Origin of the sequence: Bartonella vinsonii subsp. berkhoffii ATCC 51672, assembly GCF_902825225.1 — a bacterium.
Taxonomy (GTDB): Bacteria; Pseudomonadota; Alphaproteobacteria; order Rhizobiales; family Rhizobiaceae; genus Bartonella; species Bartonella berkhoffii.
The window spans coordinates 56,804-82,529 of sequence record NZ_CADEAK010000001.1 but is presented as its reverse complement, the minus strand read 5'-3'; the positions used below and the strand labels follow the sequence as shown (position 1 = coordinate 82,529).

General features: G+C 39.6%; 12 protein-coding genes, 1 tRNA gene and 1 pseudogene. 6 read left to right on the top strand and 8 right to left on the bottom strand.

Annotation, left to right across the window (positions count from 1 at the left end; translation table 11 throughout):
- Window positions 1–122 precede the first annotated feature (122 nt).
- The 4 genes and pseudogenes from J7R10_RS00275 to aroA form a co-directional block, all read right to left on the bottom strand.
- Window positions 123–8,699 (bottom strand): annotated as a pseudogene (locus J7R10_RS00275) (glycoside hydrolase family 94 protein).
- 236 nt (window positions 8,700–8,935) lie between these two features.
- A complete protein-coding gene (rpsA, locus tag J7R10_RS00270; protein WP_208436364.1) occupies window positions 8,936–10,636 on the bottom strand; it encodes a 30S ribosomal protein S1 in 1,701 nt (566 codons plus the stop codon).
- Between the two features lie 134 nt (window positions 10,637–10,770).
- The gene (cmk, locus tag J7R10_RS00265) at window positions 10,771–11,412 is read right to left on the bottom strand and encodes a (d)CMP kinase (protein WP_010704584.1); all 642 of its coding nucleotides are present in this window, start codon (window positions 11,410–11,412) and stop codon (window positions 10,771–10,773) included.
- Window positions 11,409–12,737, bottom strand: coding sequence for a 3-phosphoshikimate 1-carboxyvinyltransferase (gene aroA / locus J7R10_RS00260; protein ID WP_010704585.1), 1,329 nt, complete (start codon window positions 12,735–12,737; stop codon window positions 11,409–11,411). Before aroA ends, cmk begins: the two co-directional genes overlap by 4 nt.
- A 186-nt stretch (window positions 12,738–12,923) precedes the next feature.
- On the opposite strand from aroA, the gene J7R10_RS00255 reads away from it, so the two are divergent.
- The 3 genes from J7R10_RS00255 to ilvD all read left to right on the top strand — a co-directional run bounded on the left by J7R10_RS00255 (window position 12,924) and on the right by ilvD (window position 15,797).
- Window positions 12,924–13,304 carry a TIGR02300 family protein gene (locus J7R10_RS00255; RefSeq protein WP_010704586.1) on the top strand — a complete coding sequence of 127 codons (381 nt, stop codon included), beginning with the start codon at window positions 12,924–12,926 and terminating at the stop codon, window positions 13,302–13,304.
- A gap of 120 nt (window positions 13,305–13,424) precedes the next feature.
- Window positions 13,425–13,500, top strand: a tRNA-Ala gene (locus J7R10_RS00250).
- 458 nt (window positions 13,501–13,958) lie between these two features.
- A complete protein-coding gene (ilvD, locus tag J7R10_RS00245) occupies window positions 13,959–15,797 on the top strand; it encodes a dihydroxy-acid dehydratase (protein WP_010704587.1) in 1,839 nt (612 codons plus the stop codon).
- A gap of 292 nt (window positions 15,798–16,089) precedes the next feature.
- Here the strand turns inward: ilvD and mutS are convergent, their stop codons facing one another.
- Complete coding sequence (gene mutS / locus J7R10_RS00240) at window positions 16,090–18,834, bottom strand: DNA mismatch repair protein MutS (protein WP_010704588.1); 2,745 nt, start codon at window positions 18,832–18,834, stop codon at window positions 16,090–16,092.
- Window positions 18,835–19,041: 207 nt separating this feature from the next.
- Between mutS and J7R10_RS00235 the strand changes: the two genes are divergently transcribed.
- Window positions 19,042–21,339, top strand: a complete 2,298-nt coding sequence (locus J7R10_RS00235) for an NADP-dependent malic enzyme (protein ID WP_208436363.1) — start codon at window positions 19,042–19,044, stop codon at window positions 21,337–21,339.
- A gap of 55 nt (window positions 21,340–21,394) precedes the next feature.
- Here J7R10_RS00235 and secB read toward each other — a convergent pair whose 3' ends face one another.
- Together secB and J7R10_RS00225 are read right to left on the bottom strand one after the other, a co-directional pair.
- Entirely contained in the window at window positions 21,395–21,877 is a 483-nt protein-coding gene (gene secB, locus J7R10_RS00230) for a protein-export chaperone SecB (protein ID WP_010704590.1), read from the bottom strand.
- A 143-nt stretch (window positions 21,878–22,020) separates the two neighbouring features.
- Window positions 22,021–22,527 carry an FxsA family protein gene (locus J7R10_RS00225; protein ID WP_010704591.1) on the bottom strand — a complete coding sequence of 169 codons (507 nt, stop codon included), beginning with the start codon at window positions 22,525–22,527 and terminating at the stop codon, window positions 22,021–22,023.
- Between the two features lie 183 nt (window positions 22,528–22,710).
- Here J7R10_RS00225 and J7R10_RS00220 point away from each other — a divergent pair, with 183 nt between their 5' ends.
- Window positions 22,711–23,403, top strand: coding sequence for a Tim44/TimA family putative adaptor protein (locus J7R10_RS00220; RefSeq protein ID WP_010704592.1), 693 nt, complete (start codon window positions 22,711–22,713; stop codon window positions 23,401–23,403).
- A 57-nt stretch (window positions 23,404–23,460) separates the two neighbouring features.
- A complete protein-coding gene (locus J7R10_RS00215) occupies window positions 23,461–24,057 on the top strand; it encodes a Smr/MutS family protein (RefSeq protein ID WP_010704593.1) in 597 nt (198 codons plus the stop codon).
- A 321-nt stretch (window positions 24,058–24,378) separates the two neighbouring features.
- Here J7R10_RS00215 and J7R10_RS00210 read toward each other — a convergent pair whose 3' ends face one another.
- Window positions 24,379–25,398, bottom strand: coding sequence for an Hsp33 family molecular chaperone (locus tag J7R10_RS00210; RefSeq protein ID WP_010704594.1), 1,020 nt, complete (start codon window positions 25,396–25,398; stop codon window positions 24,379–24,381).
- Window positions 25,399–25,726: the final 328 nt, after the last annotated feature.

Genomic DNA, 25,726 nt, shown 5'->3' with positions numbered 1-25,726 from the left:
TTTTTCTTTCAGTTTTGTGAATGCAAAATTACTGTGCACCAACGTAATCAATATAGGGACGGCAGAAACTATAACAACTCTAAGATTTTGGGCAAGAATAAAAAAACTTTTATTTTTTGGTGTTAACATTTAACGGTACGTATAATTTCGTGTTTTCCCGTTTTTTGTAACTGTATTCCTGCATGAACTTTGGTATATTTTTTACCATTAACACTAAGTTTATTTTCAGATCCCCATTTTACTTTAATGTTATAAACAGCATCATGAAATGTCATTTTTACTTCATATTCAGGCCAAAAGGAGGGTAAATTTGGTTTTAAGAACAATAAATTGCCTTGACGATTAATGCCAAGAATGGCGTGTGTTGCGGCGCGATAAAACCAACCAGATGAGCCTGTATACCATGTCCAACCGCCTTGTCCACGACGTGGTTCAACAGCGTAAATATCTGCAGCCATAACATAAGGTTCAACACGATAAATATCAGGATTTGTCCCATGAGTGATGGGGTTTATCATAGAAAATAAACTATAAGCTTTATCGCTTTCCCCCATTTGCGTAAGCGCTAAGATGCTCCAAATGGCACCATGCTTGTATTGATCACCATTTTCCCGAATTCCTGGTGGATAAGCTTTTATATAACCGGGTTCGAGAGTGCTTTTATCAAAAGGTGGCCAGAAAGGGCGTATAAGACCGCCTTTTTCATCCCATAGATATTCAAGCATTGATGCCATTGCTTGTTTTTGGCGCTTAAGTGGTGCCATTTGAGAAATGACAGCCCAAGATTGAGCAATCGTATCAATTTGGCATTCATCATTTATTTGGGAACCAAGAGGAGTTCCATCATCAAAGTAACCACGTTGATACCAAGCACCATCCCAACCGTTTTTTTCTAGGGATTTTTTTAAACGTTTAAGATATGCACTCCATGTTTATATATGGCTGCTGTCACCACGGTTTTTGGCAATGGTGATGAATGCTTGTAATGTGGTGCCAAGAAACCACCCCAACCAAGTGCTTTCCCCATTTCTTCTAATGCCCACTAAATTCATACCATCATTCCAATCACCGTCTAAAATAAGGGGAAGTCCATGCTTTCCGCAGCGTTTGATGGCAAAATCTAAAGCTAAAGCACAATGTTCATAAAGTGTTGCTGTTTTTGAAGATTGTAAGGGCTGAAAATAAGCATCATGTTGTCCAATGTTCATAGAATCGCCTTCAATAAAAGCAATGGGGGTATCAAGCAATTCGTAGTCACCAGTCGTATGGACATAAAGAGCTGTTTCATAGGCAAGCCAAACAATATCATCGGAAATGCGTGTACGAACACCAGCATTGGTGTGAGGCAACCACCAATGTTGTACATCGCCTTCGGGAAATTAATGCGCGGCGGCGTTTAACAATTGTTGACATGCGAGTTGTGGTTTTAGCAATAATAAAAATAAACTGTCTTGCAATTGATTGCGGAAGCCAAATGCACCACTGACTTGATAAAAAGCCGCCCGCGCTAACATACGGCAGACATAGGTCTGGTAAGGAAGCCAATGATTGACCATAATATCAAAAGAAGGATCAGGTGTTTTTACTTGGAAAGGAGAAACAAAATCACTCCATTGTTGTTTTTGCTGTGTTAAGAGGGTTGCAGACTCGCTTGTCCGCACGTGATCTAATAATTTTTCAGCTTCTTGCCTGTTTTCTGCACTGCCAAGATAAAAGATTATTTCTTTTGTTTCTCCTGGTAACAGATCCATATCATAGGCTCATAGGCAAATGCAGAGAAAGGATCACCTCCTGCTTCAATCCTATTTGAAAGGGCACCAGCTTTTCGGATAGCATGTGGATGTGTAACAGTTCCTGTTGGACCGATAAATTCACGACGATTGGTGGTGGTGCTGGTTGGCATTTCGGATGCTGATAAAAATGCTACTTGTTGAGATTTTTCAATGTGATAAGGATTTTGAATAAAATGTGCACCACGTTTGGCATCATAAGAAGGAAGGATAAAAGGTGCATGTTTTGTGCGAACATTACCCAAAACCCATTCAACATAATTATAAAGGCGTAAACTGCGTGATTTTTTTCCTTCATTTTTGAGGATGAGACGTGAAAAACGAACAGGTTGTTTTTGATCAAGCGTGTGAGTGAGTTCTAGTGCAATCTCTGAATGTGTGGATTTAAATGTAGAGAATCTAAAACCATGGCAAACCTCATAAACCACATTTTTATCGCATTCAACGGCAGAAATTGGTGAAAAACGTTTTAAGGATAGGCGATCGGCAAGATAAAGCGCCTCTCCTGGGCGGTTAGAAACAGGATCATTTGCCCAAGGAGTTAATTGATAATCGCGGCTATTGTCGACCCAAGTAAAGAGTGCACCTTCAGCAGAGACATGGAAACCAAAGGCGTGGTTAGCAATGACATTAATCCATGGATGTGGCGTAGTTGTCTGTCCGTGAAGACGGATGACATAATGATGAGAGTGGTTAAAACCACCATAACCATTCCAATATTGTAGATCTTTACCATTCGTAGGAAGGAATGAGGCTTTTTGTTTGCCGATAAGACCAATCGAAGTAGAGAGATTGGGTTCAGTTGGTGTTGGGACTTGCTTTCTTTTGTCATACTTTCTATGGTTGAATTGATTATGAAAGTCTTGATTGTTATTGCATGGTGCTAAATCAGAATCAATATTTTCCATATGTTTGAGTTGTTCAGATAAAGATCCATTTTGCGCATGAAGGATAATACGGGCTGATGCGAGAAGTGTCTTGAAACTTTGTTCATTCATTTGATCGCGTCGAAGGGTAACAATATGTTGGCGTTTATCGGATTCAGTGGAGTGGTATCGATAAGATTCGCATACCCATTCAATAGCGCGTTGCGTATCCTGTATATAAGAAAATGCCTGTTCATTCAAAATAACAAGATCAACAATGAGGTCACGTATACGCCAATATTCATGTGCTTTAAGGAGTTCACGCAGTGCGGTTATATCCATTTCATTATCTAATCTTAAAAGTCAGATAGTAATGTCTCCTGAAATAGACATTGTCCAGAGATCAGATTGTTTGCCAAGAGTTTTTGCTAATATTTCGGGAGGGAGACGCCATATCTGTTCTGGATAAATAAGTGGTGTTGCATATTTTTGATAAGTCATTGCCTCTCTAGGATGAATATCGTTTCGATATAGTGAGACTTGCGAGCGTGTCTACGCCATCGAAAATTCTCGTTGAAACATATTGGGTTGTCGATAATGTTTAATATGATTTTGTAGTGTTTCTTTTGAATGAGCAGCAAAAGTCCAAAAAATGAGTTCTGCTTTTTCATGTGCAGGGATTTTTACACGGCAGCGAAGTGAGATGATTGGATCAAGCACGCAGCCTTGGCTGTTGCTAAAACGAGCATTTTGATCAAATGCAGCAGGTCGATGAAGAGAACGCCCGCGACCAATAAAGAGAGAACGATCCGTTTCAGCTTCTGTTTCTTGGATACTCTTTGTTATATCGGTAACAAAATGGGTCACTTGAATCTCAGGGTCACTAGGCGAGCGTTTACGCCTTTTGGCAAAAATTGTCCTTCCTTCTTCAGCAATCTCGGTTTCTATAAACATACGTGAAAAAATAGGATGAGCGAAGTCTGTTTCCATTGTGGCGAGCGCCAATTCACCATAAGAAGTCACCTCAATGAAGCGATCTTTATTGGTTGTATTCACAAGTTGGAGACGTCGACTTTCACCATCATTTTCGGATGTAACGAGACATTAAAGCGTTGATTTTATACCGTCAACCATTTTCATATAATCAGCTTTTTCATCTGTAAAAATGCTAACAGCTTCTTCCTCAATAACGCGTGTTGGTTCACTGGTAACAGATCTCCATCGACCACTTTGTGTGTCATGGAGAAAGAATAAAATACCCTGTTGATCTTCTGTTGCATCAGGAATAAAGCGCGTAATCGCGTAATCATGCCAACGGCTATAACCGGTACCATTGGCTGTCAACATTGTAGAATAAGCACCATTGGATAACAGTAAAGTTACACGGGGTTTGAGAAGTGGGTTCGTGATAATGCGTGCAGGAGCATCATCACATCCTTGAGAATTATTGCACATGGAATTGACAATTTTTGTATCAATGATAGGAATTTGATGTGGAGCTCTTTCCTGTAATAACAAATGTGTTGCTTCAATGACTGGATCACGATGAAAACGATTACGCATGCGCCCTTCAAAAATAACATTGTTGATAGCAAGAATTGACATGCCATGATGGTGTGCATAATAATTACGTACAACGGCATATTTTTCTCCTGTCGGTACACATGAAGGAGTAAAATCGACAGAGTCGTAATAACCGTATGGTCCGAAAGCTCCAAGATTACGGAGTCTTTTTAAATTTTTTACGGCGTGAGAGGGCATATATTGCGCTGCTAAAAGGCTTGCGTAAGGAGCAATAACGGCATTGCGTGAGAGACCACGTTTGAATCCAAGGATTGGGTCACCAAAGCTGACATATTGGTAATTCATTAAGTGATCGCGAGCATTAAATGCGGATTCTGAAATACCCCATGGTAGTCGTTGTTCATGACCATATTGTATTTGCTGACGAATAATTAATCTATTCGTTTGATCCAATATTGATCCTAGCGGTTCGTGCATAATGAGAGATGGCATCAGATATTCGAACATGGAGCCAGACCATGACAATAAGGTACCTTTCCAACCAATTGGGATGAGTAATCGACCGAGATGAAACCAATGTTTGAATTTAATATCGCCTTTTGCAATGGCAAAAAGGCTTGAGAGACGGGCTTCTGAAGCCAAAAGGTCATAACAGCCTTCATCAAGCTTGTTTTCCTGAACACGATAGCCAATAGACAAGAGTTGCCGTTCAGGCTGTTCTAAAAAGTCAAATTCCATATTAAAGACTATTTGTCGCGCATTTGCAGATAAAATATTTAATTTTTGTCGTATTTTTTCGATATCATGGCTACCGATAGCATCACAATGATGGACCTTACAGGTTTCTATGAGGCATTGAGCCCAGCAACATGCATGGGCAGATTCTGCCGTTTAAATTTTTTGATCGAGTTCATTTATTAAGCGCGCAATTTCACGGGCTTTAAGTAAAAGGTTGGTGATGTGGGAAGTGGTCGAATCTGATTTTTCTGTGAAAGCACGAATAGAGCGATAAAAATGGGCGATGTGTTCTTCGATTTGTTGACGTAAAGGATGTAAAATGGGGTGATTATCTGGAATTTCTTTGACAGTTTCTTCAAAAATATTATTGACATCAAATAAGCCTGCTCGATCACTTTGCAAAAAAACAGGAGATGTTTTAGCCCATTCACTTGAGGCTGAAGAAAGTGTCAGCAAATGGCCGGCAAGGTTTCCTGAATCAACAGTTGATATATAGGTTGGCAAAAGAGGAGCGAGTGTGTCAGTTGCATACCAATTATAGAGGTGTCCACGGAATTTTTCCATTTTTGCAAGAGTGCTCAATGTACATTCAACGCGGGTAAGAGTTTCTTCAAAACTAATCCAACCAAAATCACATGCAGCAATAGTAGAAAGAAGATAAATTCCAATATTAGTGGGGGAGGTGCGTTGGGCAATGAGAGGTTTGGGGTCTTCTTGGAAATTATCGGGCGGTAAATGGTTGTTTTCTGCGTTAACAAAAGTTGCATAATAGAGCCATGTCCGTCGTGCGATATTTCGAAGTATTTTTTTATCTTCAGACGATATATCAAGGGTATCTTGAAATGTTGCAGGTTGACTGACAAACCATGCTAGTCCGAAGGGCAAAGCGATAAAACTTGCTGGAGAATGTGAAAGTAGAGGCAATGTTACAGCAAATAATCCCAATAAGTGATGCTGGCCACATTGTGAGGATATAGAAATCTAAACTATTAGGAATCGATTTTGTTGCAGCGGAGGTTTTCCATTCCAGCAGATGTTGTTTTGAAATCATCATGCGATAGAGTGAGCGGATAATCGCATCAGTCATAAAATAAGCTGAGTAAGCAATCAACGCGGTTTTAAGAAATATCTCTGCTGCTGTGAGAGCAATTTTGCTTAAAATTGATTGAAGGTGTCCCTGTAGAGAGTCATCATGCAGAGAATGAGCAATATTTGAGGGAATAAGAGTTTGTAATATGTCTAAAATGGGTGAAACGAAGAGGCTAAGGAGCAAGAATGTTTGCTAGATGATTGCACTTTGAAACGGTAAAAGAGACCATCCTGTGATTGCTGCAATCAACCACATAAGTGGTGTGAGAGAACAGCGCAGGTTATCTTGCATTTTCCAACGTGTAGCGGAACTAATTTGATGAGGGGCGAAGAGATAAGGCAAGAGTTGCCAGTCACCACGAACCCAACGGTGATGACGCATAACATCAATATTATAGGCTGTTGGATAATCTTCAATGACTTCTATGGTACTCACCAATGCAGTGCATGCATATCCTCCCTCCAAGAGGTCGTGACTAAGAACAGTATTTTCCTTAATTTTACCATTAAGGGCTTGTTGAAATGCATCAATATTATAAAGACCTTTACCAACGAAAGTTCCTTCTCCCAAAAGATCTTGATACGTGTCAGAAACCACAAAGACATAAGGGTCAATTCCACGATTGGTAGAAAAAATACGTTGCAGAATTGATGTTGTTTTTCCTGTTGTAAGAGAAGGTGTAATACGAGGTTGTAAAATGCTATAGCCTTTTACAACTTTTTCATTATGTGGATCAAAAGTGGGAAGATTGAGTGGATGGTTAAGTTTTCCAACGAGTTTTGTAACACTTTCAGGGGTAAGACGTGTATCTGAATCCAAAGTCATCACAAAACGGCAATCCATGGGAAGATGTGGATTTGGGGGATAAAAACTTGTGTTTTTGTGGCCTCTTAATAACAGATTGAGTTCATGAAGTTTGCCACGTTTTCTTTCCCAACCCATCCAGCATTTTTCGCTGTTATTATAAAGACGTCGATGGTGTAAAAGAAAAAAGAGGGGGATGTCATGATGATAACGGCGATTAAGTTCATCAATATTTCTCTGCGCATAATGCAGCAGATCAAGATCAGCTTGTGTTTCTTCCAAGGGCGCATCCCCCCAATCCGTTATGAGGGCAAAATGAATGGCGCCTTTGGGATTGGAAAGATAATGTACTTCAAGATTGCGCACTTGTTCATCAATACCATCACGTGAAGTGATGGGAGTTGGCACAACGACCATTGTGCGGGCGTGTTGAGGAATACCCGCTTTATATTGATAACCAATAAGCTGTTTTGATGGGATAAATCATGAAACAACGGTATTGAAGAAGGCAAAAGCCACATCCATAGCAGGAAAAGCGCTAATGCGGTAAAAAGAATGGACATCCATGGAGCCATGCGAGATGTCTGTAACAGAAAATAAATTGCAAGTAAAAGAGTGAGCGTTAAAACAGAGACAGGAATGGCAATAGTTTTAATTTTTGAATCAAAGAAAGCACGTATCCATTTTATGAAAAGAGGTGGAGTGTACCCACAAGCTTTTTCAAAAGCGTAACGCCCACCGTCAACCAGATACCAGCCAGCCAACAGAGGAATGACTACGATAAGAAGACTCTTGAGAGGAAGAGTGTGCCATTTCTACAGCTTTACGTGCAACTTGCAGTTCACTAAGAGGCGAAAGACATGCAATTTTTTCAATGACTTGTCGATAAATATTACGGGAATGGGGATCAATTTCGGAAAAATCGCTCTTTTCACGCAAAATAGAATCGACTGAACTGACAGTTTCAAACCATACTGTCCAATCAACATCATCAATGGTTTTAAGGGCACGAATAATATTGCCCATAGTTACACCATCTGCTGCTTGGCGGGTATGTTCATCCGCTGTCACAATTTCTAAATTACTGCCTCGGCTTTGTAATTGCTTTTCAAGCCAAGTTAATGCGGTTGTTGTATCGACAGATGCACCACGCAGACGGTAGAATAAATGCGTTGAAAAGGTTGGATTAACAATGAACGGTTCATAGCGCGTAAAAAGAGTGTGTAATTTTATTTCATTGTCTGCAAGAGAAATTTTATCAGCGACTTTATGCGCAAGATGGTGCATAAACTGTGTTTGTTCAATACGCAATGAAAGACGACCAACATTTTCAATTAAAAGCATTTGTATGACAGAAGGAAGCGCCCATAATTCAGCAATTTTAAGGGCATGGATTTCTTGAAATCCATTGATCATAGCCGTGAGTGTTTTTTGTGAAAATCCGCTATCTGTATGAGCAATATAAAGCCAAGCTAAAGCAAAGATACGTGGGATGCTTTCCTTTTGTTTATAAACGGGAAGTTGCTTGATAAAGGACTTGGATAAATTACGACGGAGTTGTTGTATAGTTTTGTCAATAGTATAATGATTATCAATCAGCCATTGAGCAGCTGGTGCAATGGTTTCATCATTCCAAGCGGCAATATCGCTGGTTTGAAAGGCATGGAGAATAAGTTTGGCATTTTTATTCAATCTTTTATGAAAATGATTTTCTCCTTTATATTCAGGAAGTATGATTTCTTTTTGGGAGGCTATATCATAGTCTAATTTATAAAGTTCATCCTGTGATTTATAAGTTGAGTGAAGGGGAAAATTGGTTTGAGTAAGAGAATGGGTTTTAGTTTGTTGAGAACAAAACCATTTCATGAAAGATATTGTAAGTGCCATAATTTTCTATTGCTATTCAATTACATGGTTTCTTTATGTTTAAGGAGCTGTGAGCACTTTATCTTACTCATGAGCAGTTCATAGAAAAAAATAAACTTTTTATTTTTCTTGTAAGAGTCTTTATAATTTTTGACGCGATCATTGAAGAAATCAGCGGAAAACTTCTTTTAAGAATAAAAAAGGTCGCTAGAAAGATAAGCGACCTTAGTTTTAATTATTGTGTTAGCAATTGAACATTAATCTTGTTCTTGTTTTTTCAAAGCTGCGCCGAGAATATCACCAAGAGAAGCACCTGAATCCGTAGAACCATATTGTGCAACAGCTTCTTTTTCCTCTGCAATTTCTAAAGCTTTGATAGACACTGAAAGTTTACGTGTTTTTTTATCAAATGCAGTGATGCGGGCATCAATTCTTTGACCAATTGAAAAACGTTCAGGGCGCTGTTCATCACGATCACGAGCCAAGTCAGCGCGACGGATGGTTGTTTCAAGATTGTGGTCAATCAATTTCACACCAATGTCATTGTCATTAACTGCAATCACTTCACATGTTACTACAGCACCTTTGCGAAGTTCACCAGCCGCAGCAGCTTCCCCAACTTTGTCATTGGAAAGTTGCTTAATTCCAAGAGAGATACGTTCTTTTTCAATGTCAACATCCAAGACAACAGCCTTAACGATATCACCTTTATTGTAAGTATCAATGACTTGTTCACCAGGGCGATTCCAATCAAGATCAGAGAGATGAACCATGCCGTCGACATCACCTTCAAGCCCAATGAAGAGACCAAATTTTGTTTTGTTTTTGACCTCTCCTTCGATTTGTGAATTAACAGGAAATTTATTGGCAAAAGCAATCCATGGATTTTCAAATGTTTGTTTTAAGCCAAGAGAAATACGCCGTTTAGAAGGATCAATTTCCAAAACAACAACTTCTACTTCTTGTGATGTGGAAAGAAGTTTTCCTGGATGAACATTTTTCTTTGTCCAACTCATTTCGGAAACGTGGATCAACCCTTCGATTCCGGGTTCTATTTCAACAAAACCACCGTAATCTGTGATATTGGTAACAGCACCAGTAATTTTTTTACCAACAGGATATCGAGCGCTGATGCTTTCCCAAGGATCACTTTCAAGCTGTTTCATACCAAGAGAGATACGGTGTGTATCTTGATTGATACGAATGATTTGAACTTTAATAGTTTGTCCAATTGTGAGAACCTCAGATGGGGGGTTAACACGCCGCCAAGCCATATCTGTAACGTGGAGGAGTCCGTCAATTCCACCAAGATCAACAAAGGCACCATAATCAGTGATATTTTTAACAACACCTTCAACGATTTGGTTTTCTTCAAGATTTTGTACGATTTCTGAACGCTGTTCGGCACGGCTTTCCTCTAAGACAGTACGACGTGAAACAACAATATTACCACGACGACGATCCATTTTTAAAATCTCAAAGGATTGCGAATTGTGCATGAGAGGTGAAACATCACGAATGGGGCGAATATCGACTTGGCTACGAGGCAAGAAAGCAACAGCACCATCGAGATCGACTGTAAACCCGCCTTTTACTTGGCTAAAGATAACGCCATCAACGCGTGCTCCAGCATTGAATTTTTCTTCTAAACGGATCCAGCTTTCTTCGCGCCGTGCTTTTTCACGCGATAGAACAGCTTCACCCATCGCATTTTCAATGCGCTCAATGTAAACTTCAACTTCATCGCCAACTTGCAAGGAACCGTCTTTTCCTTTAGCTCCAAATTCTTTGAGTGGAATACGTCCTTCGACTTTTAGTCCAGCATCAATAATAGCCATGTCTTTTTCGATTGCGATGACACGACCTTTAACAACGGATCCTTCATTAAGATCATTGGTTTGAAAAGATTCTGTTAAAAGAGCTTCAAAATCCGCTGTTGTGGGATTGTATTGTGACATAAGAACTCCTGATACATACCTTAATAAAAAGGCATAAGCGCTAGGTTAGTGTTAACACTGGGTAACTTCATGCCTTTTTTCTTAAATAGGAAGAAAAATTAGCGCTAGGCCGAAAATTACCTTAACGATTTCATTCAATTATGCACTTTTATGATTGGATCAATAAAAGTGCATGCAACTGCAAATGTTGCTTCTATACTCAATTCTGATGTATCAAGCAAGTGGGCGTCTTTCGCTGGCTTAAGCGGGCTTTGTTTACGTGTTGTATCGCGGCTGTCACGTTGTTCAAGTTGAGCCATGATTTCGTAATAATCTGCTTGGGCTCCTTTTTTTAAAATCTCCTGATAGCGACGTTTTGCGCGTGTTTGAACATTGGCTAGAATATAAAGCTTAACATCGGCATCAGGGCAAACGACAGTACCAATATCACGTCCATCAAGCACGCTACCGGGCAAAATTTTAGCAAAATCACGTTGTTTAGCGACAAGAATCTCGCGTACAGCAGGGTTGAGTGCTATTTTTGAAGCGGCTTCACCCAGTTCATGAGAAGAAAGGAGAGCCGGATTTAAGGTATGAACATCAAGCTCCATGGCACAGGCAAGAGCACTTTTTTCATCATCAAGAGCTAAGTTTTGTTGTAAAAGTGCATGAGCAACACCGCGATAAGTAAGACCAGTGTCGAGATGTTGAAAATGATAATGAGCAGCAATTTTTCGTGCTAATGTCCCTTTCCCTGAGGCTGCTGGTCCATCAATTGCAATAACAAAAGGTTTCAAGAGATTTTTCCCCCAAGTTGTGTTATAAAAGGGATAAATTCTGGAAAGCTCGTAGCAATCATTCGTTTATCATCAATAGTAACAGGCTTTTCTGATGCAAGCCCGAAAACAAGAAAGCACATGGCAATTCGATGATCAAGATATGTGGTAACATTTCCTCCTCCCAATCCTTTTTTGGAACCTTTTCCATGAACTATGAGAAAATCTTGACCTTCATCACACTCTACATGATTCATTTTTAATCCTTGAGCAAGTGCAGAAAGTCGATCTGATTCTTTAACACGCAATTCTTCAATTCCGAGCATAACGGTTTTGCCTTCAGCAAAGGCTGCCGCCACGGCTAAAGCGGGGTATTCATCAATCATTGATGGAGCGCGTTCTTTGGGGGTCGTTACACCTTTTAGCGTTGAGGATTTGACCCGCAAATCGGCAACATCTTCTCCACCTGTTTGGCGTTGGTTTAAAAACTCAATTTGCGCACCCATTTCCCATAATGTTTCAATAAATCCCATTCGGGAAGGATTGATAAGAACATTTTCAATGGTGATATCAGAATCTTCTACAAGAAGGGCGGCGATAAGTGGAAAAGCAGCAGAAGAAGGGTCTCCTGGGATATCAATAGTTTGTCCGGTAAGGTGTGGTTGGCCATTGAGATGAATAAAACGCGTGCCTTCTATATCTGTTTCTATCTCAATTTCAGCACCAAATACTTTTAACATTTTTTCGGTATGATCACGTGTGGGAATGGGTTCAATAACAGTTGTGATGCCAGCAGTATTAAGTCCAGCAAGAAGGACTGCTGATTTCACTTGGGCAGAAGCCATTGGAATACGGTAGCGAATCGGGTTAGCCGTTTTGGGTCCATAAAGCGTTAAAGGGAGGTAGTCGCCATGGGGCGCATCAATTTCAACACCCATTAAACGGAGGGGATCGAGAATACGTCTCATTGGGCGTTTAGAGAGAGAGGCATCACCAATGAAAGTTGTTTTCATATGATAAGGACCAACCATTCCCATAACCAAGCGAACACCTGTTCCAGCATTACCAAAATCTAAAGGGTTTTGTGCGGCTAAAAGGCAACCATTTCCAGTTCCCCGAATGATCCAGAAATCGTTTTTCTTTTGTAGACAAGCACCCATAGCTTGCATAGCAGCAGCTGTATTGAGAACGTCATCGCTTTCAAGCAGTCCGTGGATATGTGTTTCACCACTCGCTAATCCTCCCAATATAAGAGATCTATGGGAGATCGATTTATCTCCTGGTATTCTAATTTTTCCAGAAAGATTGGTAGATTTATAGGCGGTTATGGGGATTGCTTTTTGCATAGAAGTTCTATCTATTTTTAACTGAATTTTATTGAAGAAGCACCTTTTAGCACATGCTTTGAAAAGCGTCATGAGAAAATCCATTGTGGAATGATGTATTTTCTTTGACAAAGACATTGTTTTTTGATTAAGCACCATGAAATTTATCTTTTAATGGAATTTAAGTTAATCAAAGAGGGACGGTTCATGGCAAAACAAGAACTTGGAACGAAGCGTATCGATCCAGAAACGGGAAAGAAGTTTTATGATCTTAATCGCGACCCTATCGTATCACCTTATACAGGGATTTCTTATCCACGCTCTTATTTTGAGGTTGCGGCAGCAGAAGCGAGTAGTGAAGAAGAAGTGGATGCAGAAGAACTTGATACAGCACTTGAAAAGTCTGCCTTTATGCTTCTTGAGGAGGATGGTGACGATTCTAAAGATGATGATCTTCCTGATTTGGAAGATAGTGATGTGGATCTTGGTGATGATGATGACACGTTTTTGTCTGACGATGAAGACGATGACGATGATGATGTTACTGGTATTATCGGAGGTGGTGTTTCTAACGATGACGATATTTAAGAGAAGGAAGAAGGTCTTCTTTTTATTGAATGCAAATTCTTCTTGATCTTCGCTTTCTCTCGTTTTAGAAACTCCCTGAGATTGTTTACCATCTTTTGGGAAAAGAATCCGCCTTTATTTGGGGCTATAGCTCAGCTGGGAGAGCGCTTGCATGGCATGCAAGAGGTCAGCGGTTCGATCCCGCTTAGCTCCACCAAAAAGGTACAGATTTTTGCTCATAAGGCATTGCCATTTATAACGGGAATTTATGCATTTTAAGAAATGCTATTCTGTAGTTGTTTTTTCTCAGTATTTTTAAACGATTTTTAAATAATGCTTTTTTGCAACTGCTGACTATGTTCTTTTTGTTTTTCATGAAACTTTATTATAATAAAAGCGAAAAGCAAATGAGTAATATTTACCGGATGTGTATAAAAAAGCGAGTTATTTACCACTTATGGCATTATGCGTAAAAGTAATATCGGTAAAAACTATTAAAAAGCTTTAAGGGGTTATGAAAAATAGCAGCCGAATGGAGCTTATGCGTAAGCTTTGGATTTTGTGATTTAAATGTTTCAAGAAAGATATTTTTCTCTTTCTCATAAGCGCGCTCTTGTTTTTAAGGTTAACTTACAGCACAACAGAAAAAATGGAATTATTTGAGGGGAAAAAATAATGCCTTCTTACCGTTCAAGAATATCAACCCATGGGCGCAATATGGCAGGAGCCCGTGGTCTTTGGCGTGCAACAGGGATGAAAGATACTGATTTTGGTAAACCCATTATTGCTATTGCGAATTCTTTTACACAATTTGTACCAGGGCATGTCCATTTAAAAGATCTTGGGCAACTGGTGGCACAGGAGATAGCTCTTGCTGGTGGTGTAGCAAAAGAGTTTAATACAATTGCTGTAGATGATGGAATCGCTATGGGGCATGATGGGATGCTTTATTCTTTGCCTTCACGTGAAATCATTGCTGATTCTGTTGAATACATGGTCAATGCACATTGTGCGGATGCGCTTATCTGTATTTCCAATTGTGACAAAATTACACCTGGTATGTTAATGGCTTCTTTGCGGTTGAATATTCCAACCATTTTTGTCTCAGGCGGACCGATGGAAGCAGGTAAGATTAGATGGAAAGGCCAAGATCGCACTGTTGATTTAGTGGATGCAATGATTGCTGCTGCTTCAGAATATAATTCAGAACAAGAAGTTGTGGAAATAGAACGTGCTGCTTGTCCTACATGTGGTTCCTGTTCAGGAATGTTCACAGCGAATTCTATGAATTGTTTGACCGAAGCATTAGGACTTTCTCTCCCTGGAAACGGATCAGTGTTAGCAACGCATGCAGATCGGCGAATGCTTTTTGAAGAAGCTGGACGACAGATTGTTGTATTGGTCAAGCGTTACTATGAAGAAGATGATGAGACAGTTTTGCCGCGTTCTATTGCTTCACGCAGGGCTTTTAAAAATGCAATGACCGTAGATATTTCCATGGGAGGATCAACCAATACGGTTTTGCATCTTTTAGCTGCGGCGCAAGAGGGTGAGATCAATTTTACCATGACGGATATTGATAATCTTTCGCGGCGTGTTCCTGTTTTGTGCAAGGTTGCGCCTGCTGTTGCCAATGTGCATATGGAGGATGTTCACCGTGCTGGTGGTATTATGGGGCTTTTAGGGGAATTGGATGCTGCTGGACTTATTGACACATCTGTTTATACGGTTCATGCGAAAACGATGAAGGAAGCTCTTTGTCATTGGGATGTAAAACAGACACGTGAATCAACGGTTCATGAATTTTACCGTGCAGCTCCAGGTGGTGTTCCAACACAAACAGCTTTTAGTCAATTTTGTCGCTATAATACTCTTGATCTCGATCGTAAAAAGGGTGTGATTCGCGATAGAGAGCATGCTTATTCGCAAGATGGGGGATTGGCAGTTCTTTATGGAAATCTTGCCAAAGATGGCTGTATTGTGAAAACAGCAGGTGTGGATCCGTCGATTTTAACTTTTAAAGGTACAGCAAGAATTTTTGAAAGCCAAGATTCCGCTGTTGCAGCAATCTTGAACGATAAAATTGAATCAGGTGATATTGTTTTAATTCGTTATGAAGGTCCGCGTGGTGGACCTGGAATGCAAGAAATGCTCTATCCAACAAGCTATCTCAAATCCAAAGGATTAGGAGAAGTTTGTGCGCTTATAACCGATGGGCGTTTTTCAGGGGGATCTTCAGGGCTTTCTATCGGGCATATTTCACCAGAAGCTGCTGAAGGAGGGGAAATTGCTTTGGTGGAAGAGGGGGATATCATAGAAATAGATATTCCTAACCGTACTATTCATCTGGTGGTGGATGACGTTGAGATGAGGCATCGTCGTACCAAAATGGAAGCAAAAGGAAAAACAGCTTGGCAACCAATTGAAGAGCGTGAACGCAAGATTTCCAAAGCTCTCAAAGCATATGCAGCAATGACAACTTCTGCTGCTAGAGGAGCAGTTCGTAGTATTTGATTTGATGTTAAAGAATTCATCTTATGAAAGACAGGGAAGTTTAGAGATTTTGCATCTCTTGCGTAATATTTAAATGAACTTAACAGAATACTTCAAGTCATTGTAAATATGATTTTCGCATTGCCGCGAATTTCATTTGGTTCGTATGAAGTTCCCCAAAATATGCTGTGCAGGCTTTTCCTCTCTATGCATTATGCTGATCAAGAGAGATTGAGACAGAAAAGCAATGATAATGAAATGAATGGTTACACTGCTTTAAAACGATCATGAAAAAGCACTTCATTTAATGTTTCTATAGGGGATTATTTTTTTCAAGTTGTTTGAGGTGATAGAGTGCTTCTAAAGCCTGCTTAGGAGAGAGTTCGTCAGGATGGATATTTTCCAAAGCTTTATGAAGTGCACAATGTTTGTTTGTTTTTTCATTGATAGGAGAGTCCGTTTTAAGAGAAAAGAGCGGGAGATCATCAATTAATTTATGTCCTTTTCCGGCCATTTCGCCTTTTTCTAACTGGTAGAGAACATCTGTAGCACGTGTAATAACTGCTTCGGGAAGTCCCGCAAGTTTTGCAACTTGTACACCATAGGATCGATCAGCAGCTCCTTTTGTAACTTCATGAAGAAATACGACATCGCCATCCCAATTTTTGACTTTCATTGTTACATTATGGAGGCGATCAAGTTTTTGCGTGAGTGCTGTCATTTCATGAAAATGCGTAGCGAGAATAGCACGACAATGATTAACTTCATGAAGATATTCAACAGCAGCCCAAGCAATAGAAAGTCCATCAAAAGTTGATGTGCCCCGTCCAATTTCGTCAAGAATAACAAGGGAATGGTGACTTGCATGATTAAGAATCGTTGCTGTTTCGACCATTTCCATCATAAAGGTTGATCGTCCCCGTGCCAGATCATCAGAAGCACCAACACGACTAAACAAACGATCAACAACGCCAATATGCGCTGCAGTAGCCGGAACAAAGGAACCCATTTGTGCCATAATAGCAATGAGAGCGTTTTGCCGCAAAAAAGTTGATTTTCCTCCCATATTGGGACCAGTCAAAAGCCAAATTGCTGCATATTGATGATTTTCTTGTACAGAAAGATCACAATTATTGGCAACAAATGGTTCTGCTGCTTGCTTTCGGAGTGCTTGCTCCACGACGGGATGGCGCCCTGCCGTAATGTGAAAGGTAAGTGACTGATCAATTTTAGGACGACAATATCCTTGTTCCTCAGCAAGATGTGCTAACGCAACGGTGACATCCAAAATGGCAAGTGCTTCAGCGGCTTTACGGATGAAATCAACTTGTTCGGTAATTTCATGGACAAGAGTATCAAAGATTTCCAGTTCAAGTGTCAGTGCGTGGTTGGCAGCATGAGCAATACGACTTTCAAGATCGGCAAGCTCTGTTGTCGTAAAGCGCATAGCATTTGCCATTGTTTGCCTATGGATAAAACGCGCTTTAGCTTGTGGGTTGTTTGTGAGAGCAGACGCTTGTACATTAGTGACTTCAATGAAATAACCTAAAATATTGTTATGCTTTATTTTGAGAGTTTTTATATCTGTTTCTTGAGCATATTGTGCTTGTAGTTCAGCAATAACGCGGCGAGATTCATCGCGTAGAGCGCGCATTTCATCGAGCTCTTTATGATATTGTGGGCGAATAAAACCGCCATCACGTTTAAGGAGTGGAAGATCATCCGCTAATGCTTGTTGTAAATGAAAATGCAAAGCAGTAGGGAGGTATGAGAAAGTTTGTTGTACGTCACTTATTTCTTGAGGAAGCAATTCATTGTTAAGGAGCTGATGAAGTTCACGAACGATTTCAAAACCGCGCTGGATTGTAGCCATATCACGAGGTCCTCCTCGTCCAAGGGCCAACCGTGAGACTGCGCGTGGCATATCTGGTCCCCCTTTTAAAATCAATTGTATGGCTTCTGCAAGGGACGGATTGTGTAGAAAAAAATCTATTGAATCCAGACGCTTATCAATAGCTGAAGGTGAGGTAAGAGGAGCAATGAGGCGATCAACGAGAAGGCGTGATCCTCCTCCTGTGACAGTACGATCAATAGCTTTGAGTAAACTTCCATCTCGTTGACCTGATGTTGTTCGAATAAGCTCCAGACTCAGTCTGGTAGCGGCATCTATGAAAAGAGTAGCACTTTCATTTTGACGTTCAGGACGCATGAGAGGAGGGCGATGCGTGATTTGCGTTTTTTCGATATAACGAATGGCTGCGACGATTGCACAGAGTTCGGGGCGTGAATAATCGGCAACACCTTCAAGGGTTGAGAGTTTGAAATAATTGCAAATATCGCGTTCAGCAGTGATTGCATCAAAGAGATTTGCAGGTTGAGGCGAAATGATACGCCCGAGAACTTCAAAAAGTGATTTGTGCGATTTATCATGAAAAAAAGAGTCAGCGACAATGATTTCTTTTGGATCCACGCGCATAATATCTGCCAAAAGCTTTTCATTGCGGCTTTCTGTTACACGAAATATGCCTGTTGAGATATCAATCCAAGAAAGCGCAAATTCCTCTCCATCGCTGGTTTTGATGCGAGCAAGTGTCATGAGATAATTTGCGCGCGCTGGATCAAGAAGCTTTTCTTCTGTTATGGTTCCAGGAGTGACAAGACGAACGACATCGCGTCGAACAACCGATTTTGATCCACGTTTTTTAGCTTCTGCAGGATCTTCTGTTTGTTCACAAACAGCAACGCGATAACCACAGGCAATAAGTTTTTGCAAATAATCATCCGCAGCATGCACGGGAACACCACACATAGGAATATCTTCACCCAAATGTTTTCCGCGTGTTGTGAGTGTGATTCCTAAAGCTTGAGCGGCTTCAATTGCGTCATTAAAAAATAATTCATAGAAATCACCCATTCTATAAAAGAGAAGGGAGTCATTATTCACTGCTTTGATTTCTATATATTGCTCCATCATAGGTGTGAGGCGCTGTTGATGAGGAGCAGATGAAGGGGGGGCCTGTGGGATTAAATTATTTTTATGGGTGGCTTTATTATCCATTTTTACGCGCCTGTTTTCTTCATGTGAGGCTTTAGTGCCCTTTTTTGTTTACTTCAATGTTTATCTTCATTATCTCTTAATTGAAAGGTATGATCAGGTCCGTTAAAGCAAGCATAACGATTTCTGATATATGAATCAAATTTTAAAATTGGATAATGACACGCATTATCAAGCGGAATTTACACTGTTTTTGGAAAGCTAAGTGAGATGAAAAAAAGTGAACAAGATCAGAAAACGCCTCAAACAATTTATAGTGCGAGTGAACGAGAAGCGCTTGATTTTCATAGTCGTGGACGGCCTGGAAAGCTTGAAATTGTTGCAACGAAATCTATGGCAACGCAGCATGATTTAGCACTTGCATATTCACCAGGTGTTGCTATTCCCGTTAAAGCGATTGCTCAAAATCCAGCGTTAGCTTATGATTATACAGCAAAGGGCAATCTTGTTGCTGTTATATCAAATGGAACAGCTATTTTAGGTTTGGGTAATTTGGGTGCACTTGCATCCAAGCCAGTTATGGAAGGCAAAGCAGTACTTTTTAAGCGCTTTGCAGATATTGATTCAATCGATCTGGAAATTGATACGAATGACACGGAAAGTTTTATCAATCTGGTGCGTCATTTGGAGCCTTCTTTTGGTGGCATTAATCTTGAAGACCTTAAAGCACCGGAGTGTTTTATAATTGAAAGTCGCTTACGTGAGATCATGAAGATTCCTGTTTTTCATGATGATCAACACGGTACAGCGATCATTGTTGCTGCGGGTGTTCTCAATGCTTTGACTTTAACAGGGCGCGATATGCAAAATACGCGACTGGTCTGTAATGGCGCTGGTTCTGCGGGAATTGCTTGTATTGAATTAATCAAAGCGATGGGTTTTCGATCTGAGAATATCATATTATGTGATACGAAGGGTGTTGTCTATGAAGGTCGTGAGGAGGGGATGAATCAGTGGAAATCTGCGCATGCTGTGCGAACGGATAAACGCACTCTTGCTGAAGCAATGGAAGGTGCTGATGTGTTTTTCGGGGTTTCTGCTAAAGGTGCACTTACTCCTGAGATGGTAAAATCGATGGCGCCTCAACCAATCATTTTTGCTATGGCCAATCCCGATCCAGAAATTACACCGGAAGAGGTTATGCAAGTGCGTGATGATGCCATTGTAGCAACAGGTCGTTCGGATTATCCAAATCAGATTAATAATGTTCTTTGCTTTCCTTATATATTTCGTGGTGCGCTTGATGTACGTGCGACGGTCATTAACGAAGATATGAAAATTGCTGGAGCAAGGGCTCTTGCAGATTTGGCTCATGAGGAAGTACCTGATAGTGTTGCAGAAGCTTATCGTGGAAAGCGATTAAAATTTGGTCGAAATTATATCATTCCTGTTCCTTTTGATCCGCGTTTGTTTACTGTTGTTTCTATGGCGGTGGCAAAAGCAGCAATGGAAAGCGGTGTAGCACAAAAGCACATTGATGACTTAGAAGCTTATGAACGTGATTTGAATGCGAGACGTGATCCTATTTCCTCTATAATGCGTGGTGTTTACAATCATGTTCGTCAAGCACCGAAACAAATTGTTTTTGCAGAGGGTGAAGAAGAGCAAGTTATGCGGGCTGCTGTTTCCTATGTTCATCAAAAACTAGGAAAAGCAATTTTAATTGGTCGTGAAGAGCAAGTCAAGGAAACAGCTTCTGTTGCTGGTATTGATCTTGAACGTGAAGGTATTTCTGTTATGAATGCCAAACTCTCCTGTCGCACAGATGCTTATACGAATTATCTTTACCAAAAAATGCAACGCCAAGGCTGGTTGTTACGTGATTGTCATCGTCGCATCAATAATGATCGCAATTATTTTGCTGCTTGTATGGTGGCATTGGGGGATGCTGATGCAATGGTTACAGGAGTAACACGCAATTATGAAACAGCATTGATTGATATACGCCGCGTGATTGGTGAAAAACCAAAGGAGCGGTTGATTGGTATCTCCATGGCCATTTGTCGTGGGCGCACTGTATTTATTGCAGATACAGCTATTTATGAGAGTCCCAATGCTGAGGAACTTGCTGATATAGCAGAACAGACAGCTTCTTTTGTTTGTGGATTGGGATATCAACCGCGGGTAGCTTTTGTAGCATTCTCTACTTTTGGCTATATGAAAGGACCGGTTGCACATCATATTCAAGATGCTGTTCATATTTTGCAAGAACGTAAGGTTAGCTTTGAATTTGATGGAGAAATGAGTGCTGATGTGGCACTCAATTCGAAATTGATGCAGCAATATCCTTTTATGGGATTAAAGGAGCCTGCTAACATTTTAGTGATGCCTGGATATCATGCGTCTTCTATTGCGAGCAAAATGTTACAAGAGCTTGGTGAAGCAACAATTATTGGCCCTATTTTGATTGGATTAGAAAAATCTGTCCAGATTGTACCGTTTAGTGGAAATGATACGGATGTTGTCAATATCGCAATGCTTGCTGCTTATCATGCGAGAAAACTGTAAAAAAACAAAGGCCCATGATATTTCAGGTTTTTTTTGAAAATAAAGAAACAATCTTTTAGGATGGTTGTATCTGACTCTGAGTATCTTTTTGTTCTTCAGCAAGTCGCTTTTGAAACAGAGCAGCAAAATCAATCGGATCAATCCACAAAGGTGGAAAACCACCATTTTGGGTGGCGTCAGAGATGATTTGCCGCGCAAATGGAAATAAAAGACGGGGACATTCGATAAAAACGAGAGGCATTACGTGTTCTTGTGGAATATTTTTAATATGGAAAACCCCACCGTAAATGAGTTCTACATGAAACAACGTTTCAGCGTCATCATTCGCTTTGACTGAGAGCGACAGGACGACATCATAATTATCATCACCAATTGGATTAGCGTTAACATTAATGTTAATATCGATTTGCGGTGCCTTTTCACGTGGACGCAGTGAGTGAGGAGCACGTGGATTTTCAAATGAAAAATCTTTTAAATATTGGGTTAATACAGAAAAAATTGGCTCTCCACCGTTGTTATTCATTTCACTTTCGGCCATATTAGGAACCTCTCATCATCATTGTGTGTATTTCTATTTTTGATCTAAAGATCAAGCTGGTTATCACGCTTCGCAAAAGGTTGCAAGAAATCGCCTTCTTATCTTGGATTATTTTTAAAGTCAGTTACAGATTTTTTGGCATTTCAAGGATTATCGTCATTTTTACGCCATGGAGATTCCATGGCATCATGAATTTTGTAGTCTTCTGCTTTAAGATCAATTATTTTTTCAGAATCATTTTGGGCGGTGGTATTGTTTTTAGTGTGAGTGTTTATTTTATTACTAAGTGATGAAAACAAATGCCAGACGACAGTACGGACTGGTTTAATAAGGAGTAATATTCCTAAGACATCGCTTACAAAACCTGGAAGAATAAGCAAAAACGCACCAAGAGTGATGAAGGCATCATCCATTATATGATTTTTTAGTGTATGTCCTTGGGTAAATTCACGTTGTATATTTTTAAAAAGATTAAGCCCTTGAATTCGCAACAAAGTAATTCCTATTATTGTTGTGAGAATAACCAAACTTAAAGTTGCTAAAATTCCAATTTCTTTCCCAACAAAAATAAAACCGGCGATTTCGATCAAGAAAGCACTGATGAGAAGGAGGATAAAAAAGCGAGGATTGATAGAATAAAACTTTATCACATGAAAATTCCCTTCTCGATGTTTGGGATAGAAAACTATAGAGCTATTTTTTAAAATATGAATGAATTAAGGGTTACAAAAATATTTGAAGAGTAAATTCCCTATTTTACTTATTTATTTATAAATGATATTGACTGCAATGTTTATTACAGATCATCTTAGATTTGGAGATTAACAACGCCCATGGAATTTGACATTATACTTGTCGTCGCTCTTGTTATTATGGTTGTCGTTTTTGTGCAACTCCGTAATGTATTAGGAAAACGGATTGGTTTTGAAAAGCCTCCCTTTGATCCTTATTCTCGAAATTCTAAAAAACAGCTTGAAAAAGAAACGGCTGATAATGCTGTTTCGTTCCCTCATCAGGGCAATTCACAAAAGAGTGTTTTTGATGAAATTGATGCGATTTCACCAGAGGGCAGTGCACTGAATAAAGGTTTACGGGCACTCTATCAGAATGATCCTCATTTTTCTCCTCATTTTTTTATAAAGGGTGCTCAAGTTGCTTATGAGATGATTGTAACAGCTTTTGCCAAAGGTGATCGTGATCAACTTAAAAAGTTGCTTTCTCAGGATGTTTTTGAGAGGTTTTGTGCAGCTATTGAGCAACGCGAAAAAAACAATGAAAAAATCCAGTTTACTTTTGTTGGAATTAATAAGATCGAGTTTATCGCAGCAGAAATACAAGAAAAGGAACAATTTTTGACTGTGCGAATTGTGAGTGAAATGATTTCTATGACCTATAATGAGAAGGGAGAGTCTATAGACGGTGATCCTGATGCTATTGTAGAAATTAAGGATATTTGGACGTTTGTACGCAATAGCCTTTCATCTGATCCAAATTGGAAGCTTTTTGCAACAGAAGATGAAAATTAAGATCTCCTTTTTCTATGAAATCATATAAATCAGATTTATAAGAGATTGAAGATTGAAATGTCCACGAATCAACGGAGACAAAAAAGGGATTTATTGGCTTCAAAAGATCGTTTTTTATGGGAGATGGTGTGTCGTACCACAATACCACTGCATAATAATAATAAGCCTTATTCTTTTCTTACAAAAGAGACTGAAAATATCGATAATAAAAAACAGCAGGGAACGCCATTGGTTTTGTTTTCTCAAGGAAATCAACAGAAACCAACAATGGTGGAAAGAGAAAAGGCGACAGTTACACAAGCACATAAAGTTCATTTCTTTGATCGTGTTGTACACCATAAACTTGCCAAAGGTCATTACCCACTTGAAGCGCGTCTTGATCTTCACGGTTATATGCAAGAAGAAGCTTATTTTTTCTTAAAAAAATTTCTACAATCATCTCAACGAAGTAGATTGCGTTATGTCCTTGTGATTACAGGAAAAGGCAGAATTCCTGGAAGTGATGGTGTTTTATATAGGTTGGTTCCTCATTGGTTATCAACACCAGCTTTTCGATATTATGTTCACGCATTTGAGTATGCGGCCCGCCATCATGGTGGTAGAGGAGCACTTTATATTTGGTTGCGCCGCTTTGTGATGAGGAAAGAGGGATGATATTGTTTGAATTATTTCAGATTTAATATTGGTTTATCAGGTTAGTATTTTGCAAGCTATATTTTTTAGAAAGGATGTAAGAGCGAAAGGTTTTGTCATGATATTGACGCTATTGCTTCCAATTTTTACAGACAGTGATTCTGCTTAAAGCACTATAGAAATTGTAAGAGATTCTAATTTTAAGTAATTAAATTTTTATTCTCTGGCTTTGTTTTTCCTTTGAGGCGTGCACAGTAATAAAGGTTTGTCACCATTATTGGGGTTTATAAAATAATAAACCATAACCAGCACATTGTCTCTCTTCTTGCATAAAGGTGTTTCCTAAGGGTTATCTTTATTACCCGTTTTATTTTCAAAAAATTCTTGCGGTTTAAAGCTATAGGTTGTTGAACAAAATTCACATGTTACTGAAATATATTCGTTTTTAACCATTTTGTTCTGTTCATCAGTAGGAAAGTCGTCCAGAATTCCTTTAATTTTTTCGCGCGAACAAGAACATCGATCCACACAAGAAAAGGGATGAAAAACCCTAACACCGTGTTCGTGAAAAAGACGGAACAAAAGTTGCTTACTACCGACTTGGGGATCTGTCAATTCTGTACCTTCAATGGTTGCCGTCAATGCCTTCGCTTCTTGCCATTGATTTTCCAATTGCGCACGAGTTTTTGTTTCTTCTGTTTTTTTGTCAGGTTCATCTATTTTATGATGAGAGGATGCTTTGGGCAAAAATTGAGTCAAAATACCTCCTGCTCGCCACCTTTTTTGGGGTTTTCCTTGTTGGTCACGATTAATTAATATAGCGACGGCTAAACAGATGTTGGTGGGAATTTGTTCTGATTGATCAAAATACATATGGGAAGCTTCCTGTAAATTTGACCCATCTAGTGGTACTATCCCCTGATAGGGCTGCGTGTGGGGACCTTGATAGATAGTGAAGGCTAAAGTGCCTTTTCCAAGAAGTGTTTCTGAAGATATTTGATCATTGACCATTGCTTGATTTAACTTTTCTTTATCAAAACGAGCATAACCACGGAGGCTGGAAGGAGGAGAGAAGTCGCACACCAGCATGTTAACGGGCCCATTAGAATGGGTTTGTAAAATAAATTTGTCCTTAAGCTTCAGGGAAGTTCCAAGAAGAACGGTCAAAACTAATGCCTCTGCTAAAAGGTAAGAAACCGGTTCAGGATATTGATGCCTTGTGAGAATAGAATTTAAAGTTTCCCCAAGTTGTACAATACGTCCGCGGATATCAAGTTCTTCAACTTGAAAGGGAATAACAGTATCATCTTCACTTAAATAAATGTTGGTGAGAGAGGTTTCATCTGAGGCTCGTTCGCTCATATTTTTGCCTTTTATATGATTTGCTTTTGCAGGTTATTGTGGAGAGAAAAATGCATCTTGTAAATACTAGGCAAGAATTGCTTTTGGGATATAAAGACGGTTTTCAGCTTCATCAAAACAACAGAATATGATCCATTTATTACAGGATCAACAACTTCTTTACTAGGATGAGTGGGAAAACAATGCGCGAAAAGAGCATAGAGTTCGGATCATTTCACTAAAGCGTCCTTTATTTATAAGGCTGCAAAATAGAATGACTGCGGGCACAAAATTCTTGTCTCCTTGAAACCCATGTATTGATCATAATCTAATCAATATCTTTAGCAGC

Coding starts and splice junctions, on each gene's coding strand:
- rpsA (WP_208436364.1), bottom strand. CDS start 10,636: ATGTCACAATACAATCCCACAACAGCGGATTTTGAAGCTCTTTTAACA.
- aroA (WP_010704585.1), bottom strand. CDS start 12,737: ATGCAAAAAGCAATCCCCATAACCGCCTATAAATCTACCAATCTTTCT.
- J7R10_RS00255 (WP_010704586.1), top strand. CDS start 12,924: ATGGCAAAACAAGAACTTGGAACGAAGCGTATCGATCCAGAAACGGGA.
- ilvD (WP_010704587.1), top strand. CDS start 13,959: ATGCCTTCTTACCGTTCAAGAATATCAACCCATGGGCGCAATATGGCA.
- mutS (WP_010704588.1), bottom strand. CDS start 18,834: ATGGATAATAAAGCCACCCATAAAAATAATTTAATCCCACAGGCCCCC.
- J7R10_RS00235 (WP_208436363.1), top strand. CDS start 19,042: ATGAAAAAAAGTGAACAAGATCAGAAAACGCCTCAAACAATTTATAGT.
- secB (WP_010704590.1), bottom strand. CDS start 21,877: ATGGCCGAAAGTGAAATGAATAACAACGGTGGAGAGCCAATTTTTTCT.
- J7R10_RS00220 (WP_010704592.1), top strand. CDS start 22,711: ATGGAATTTGACATTATACTTGTCGTCGCTCTTGTTATTATGGTTGTC.
- J7R10_RS00215 (WP_010704593.1), top strand. CDS start 23,461: ATGTCCACGAATCAACGGAGACAAAAAAGGGATTTATTGGCTTCAAAA.
- J7R10_RS00210 (WP_010704594.1), bottom strand. CDS start 25,398: ATGAGCGAACGAGCCTCAGATGAAACCTCTCTCACCAACATTTATTTA.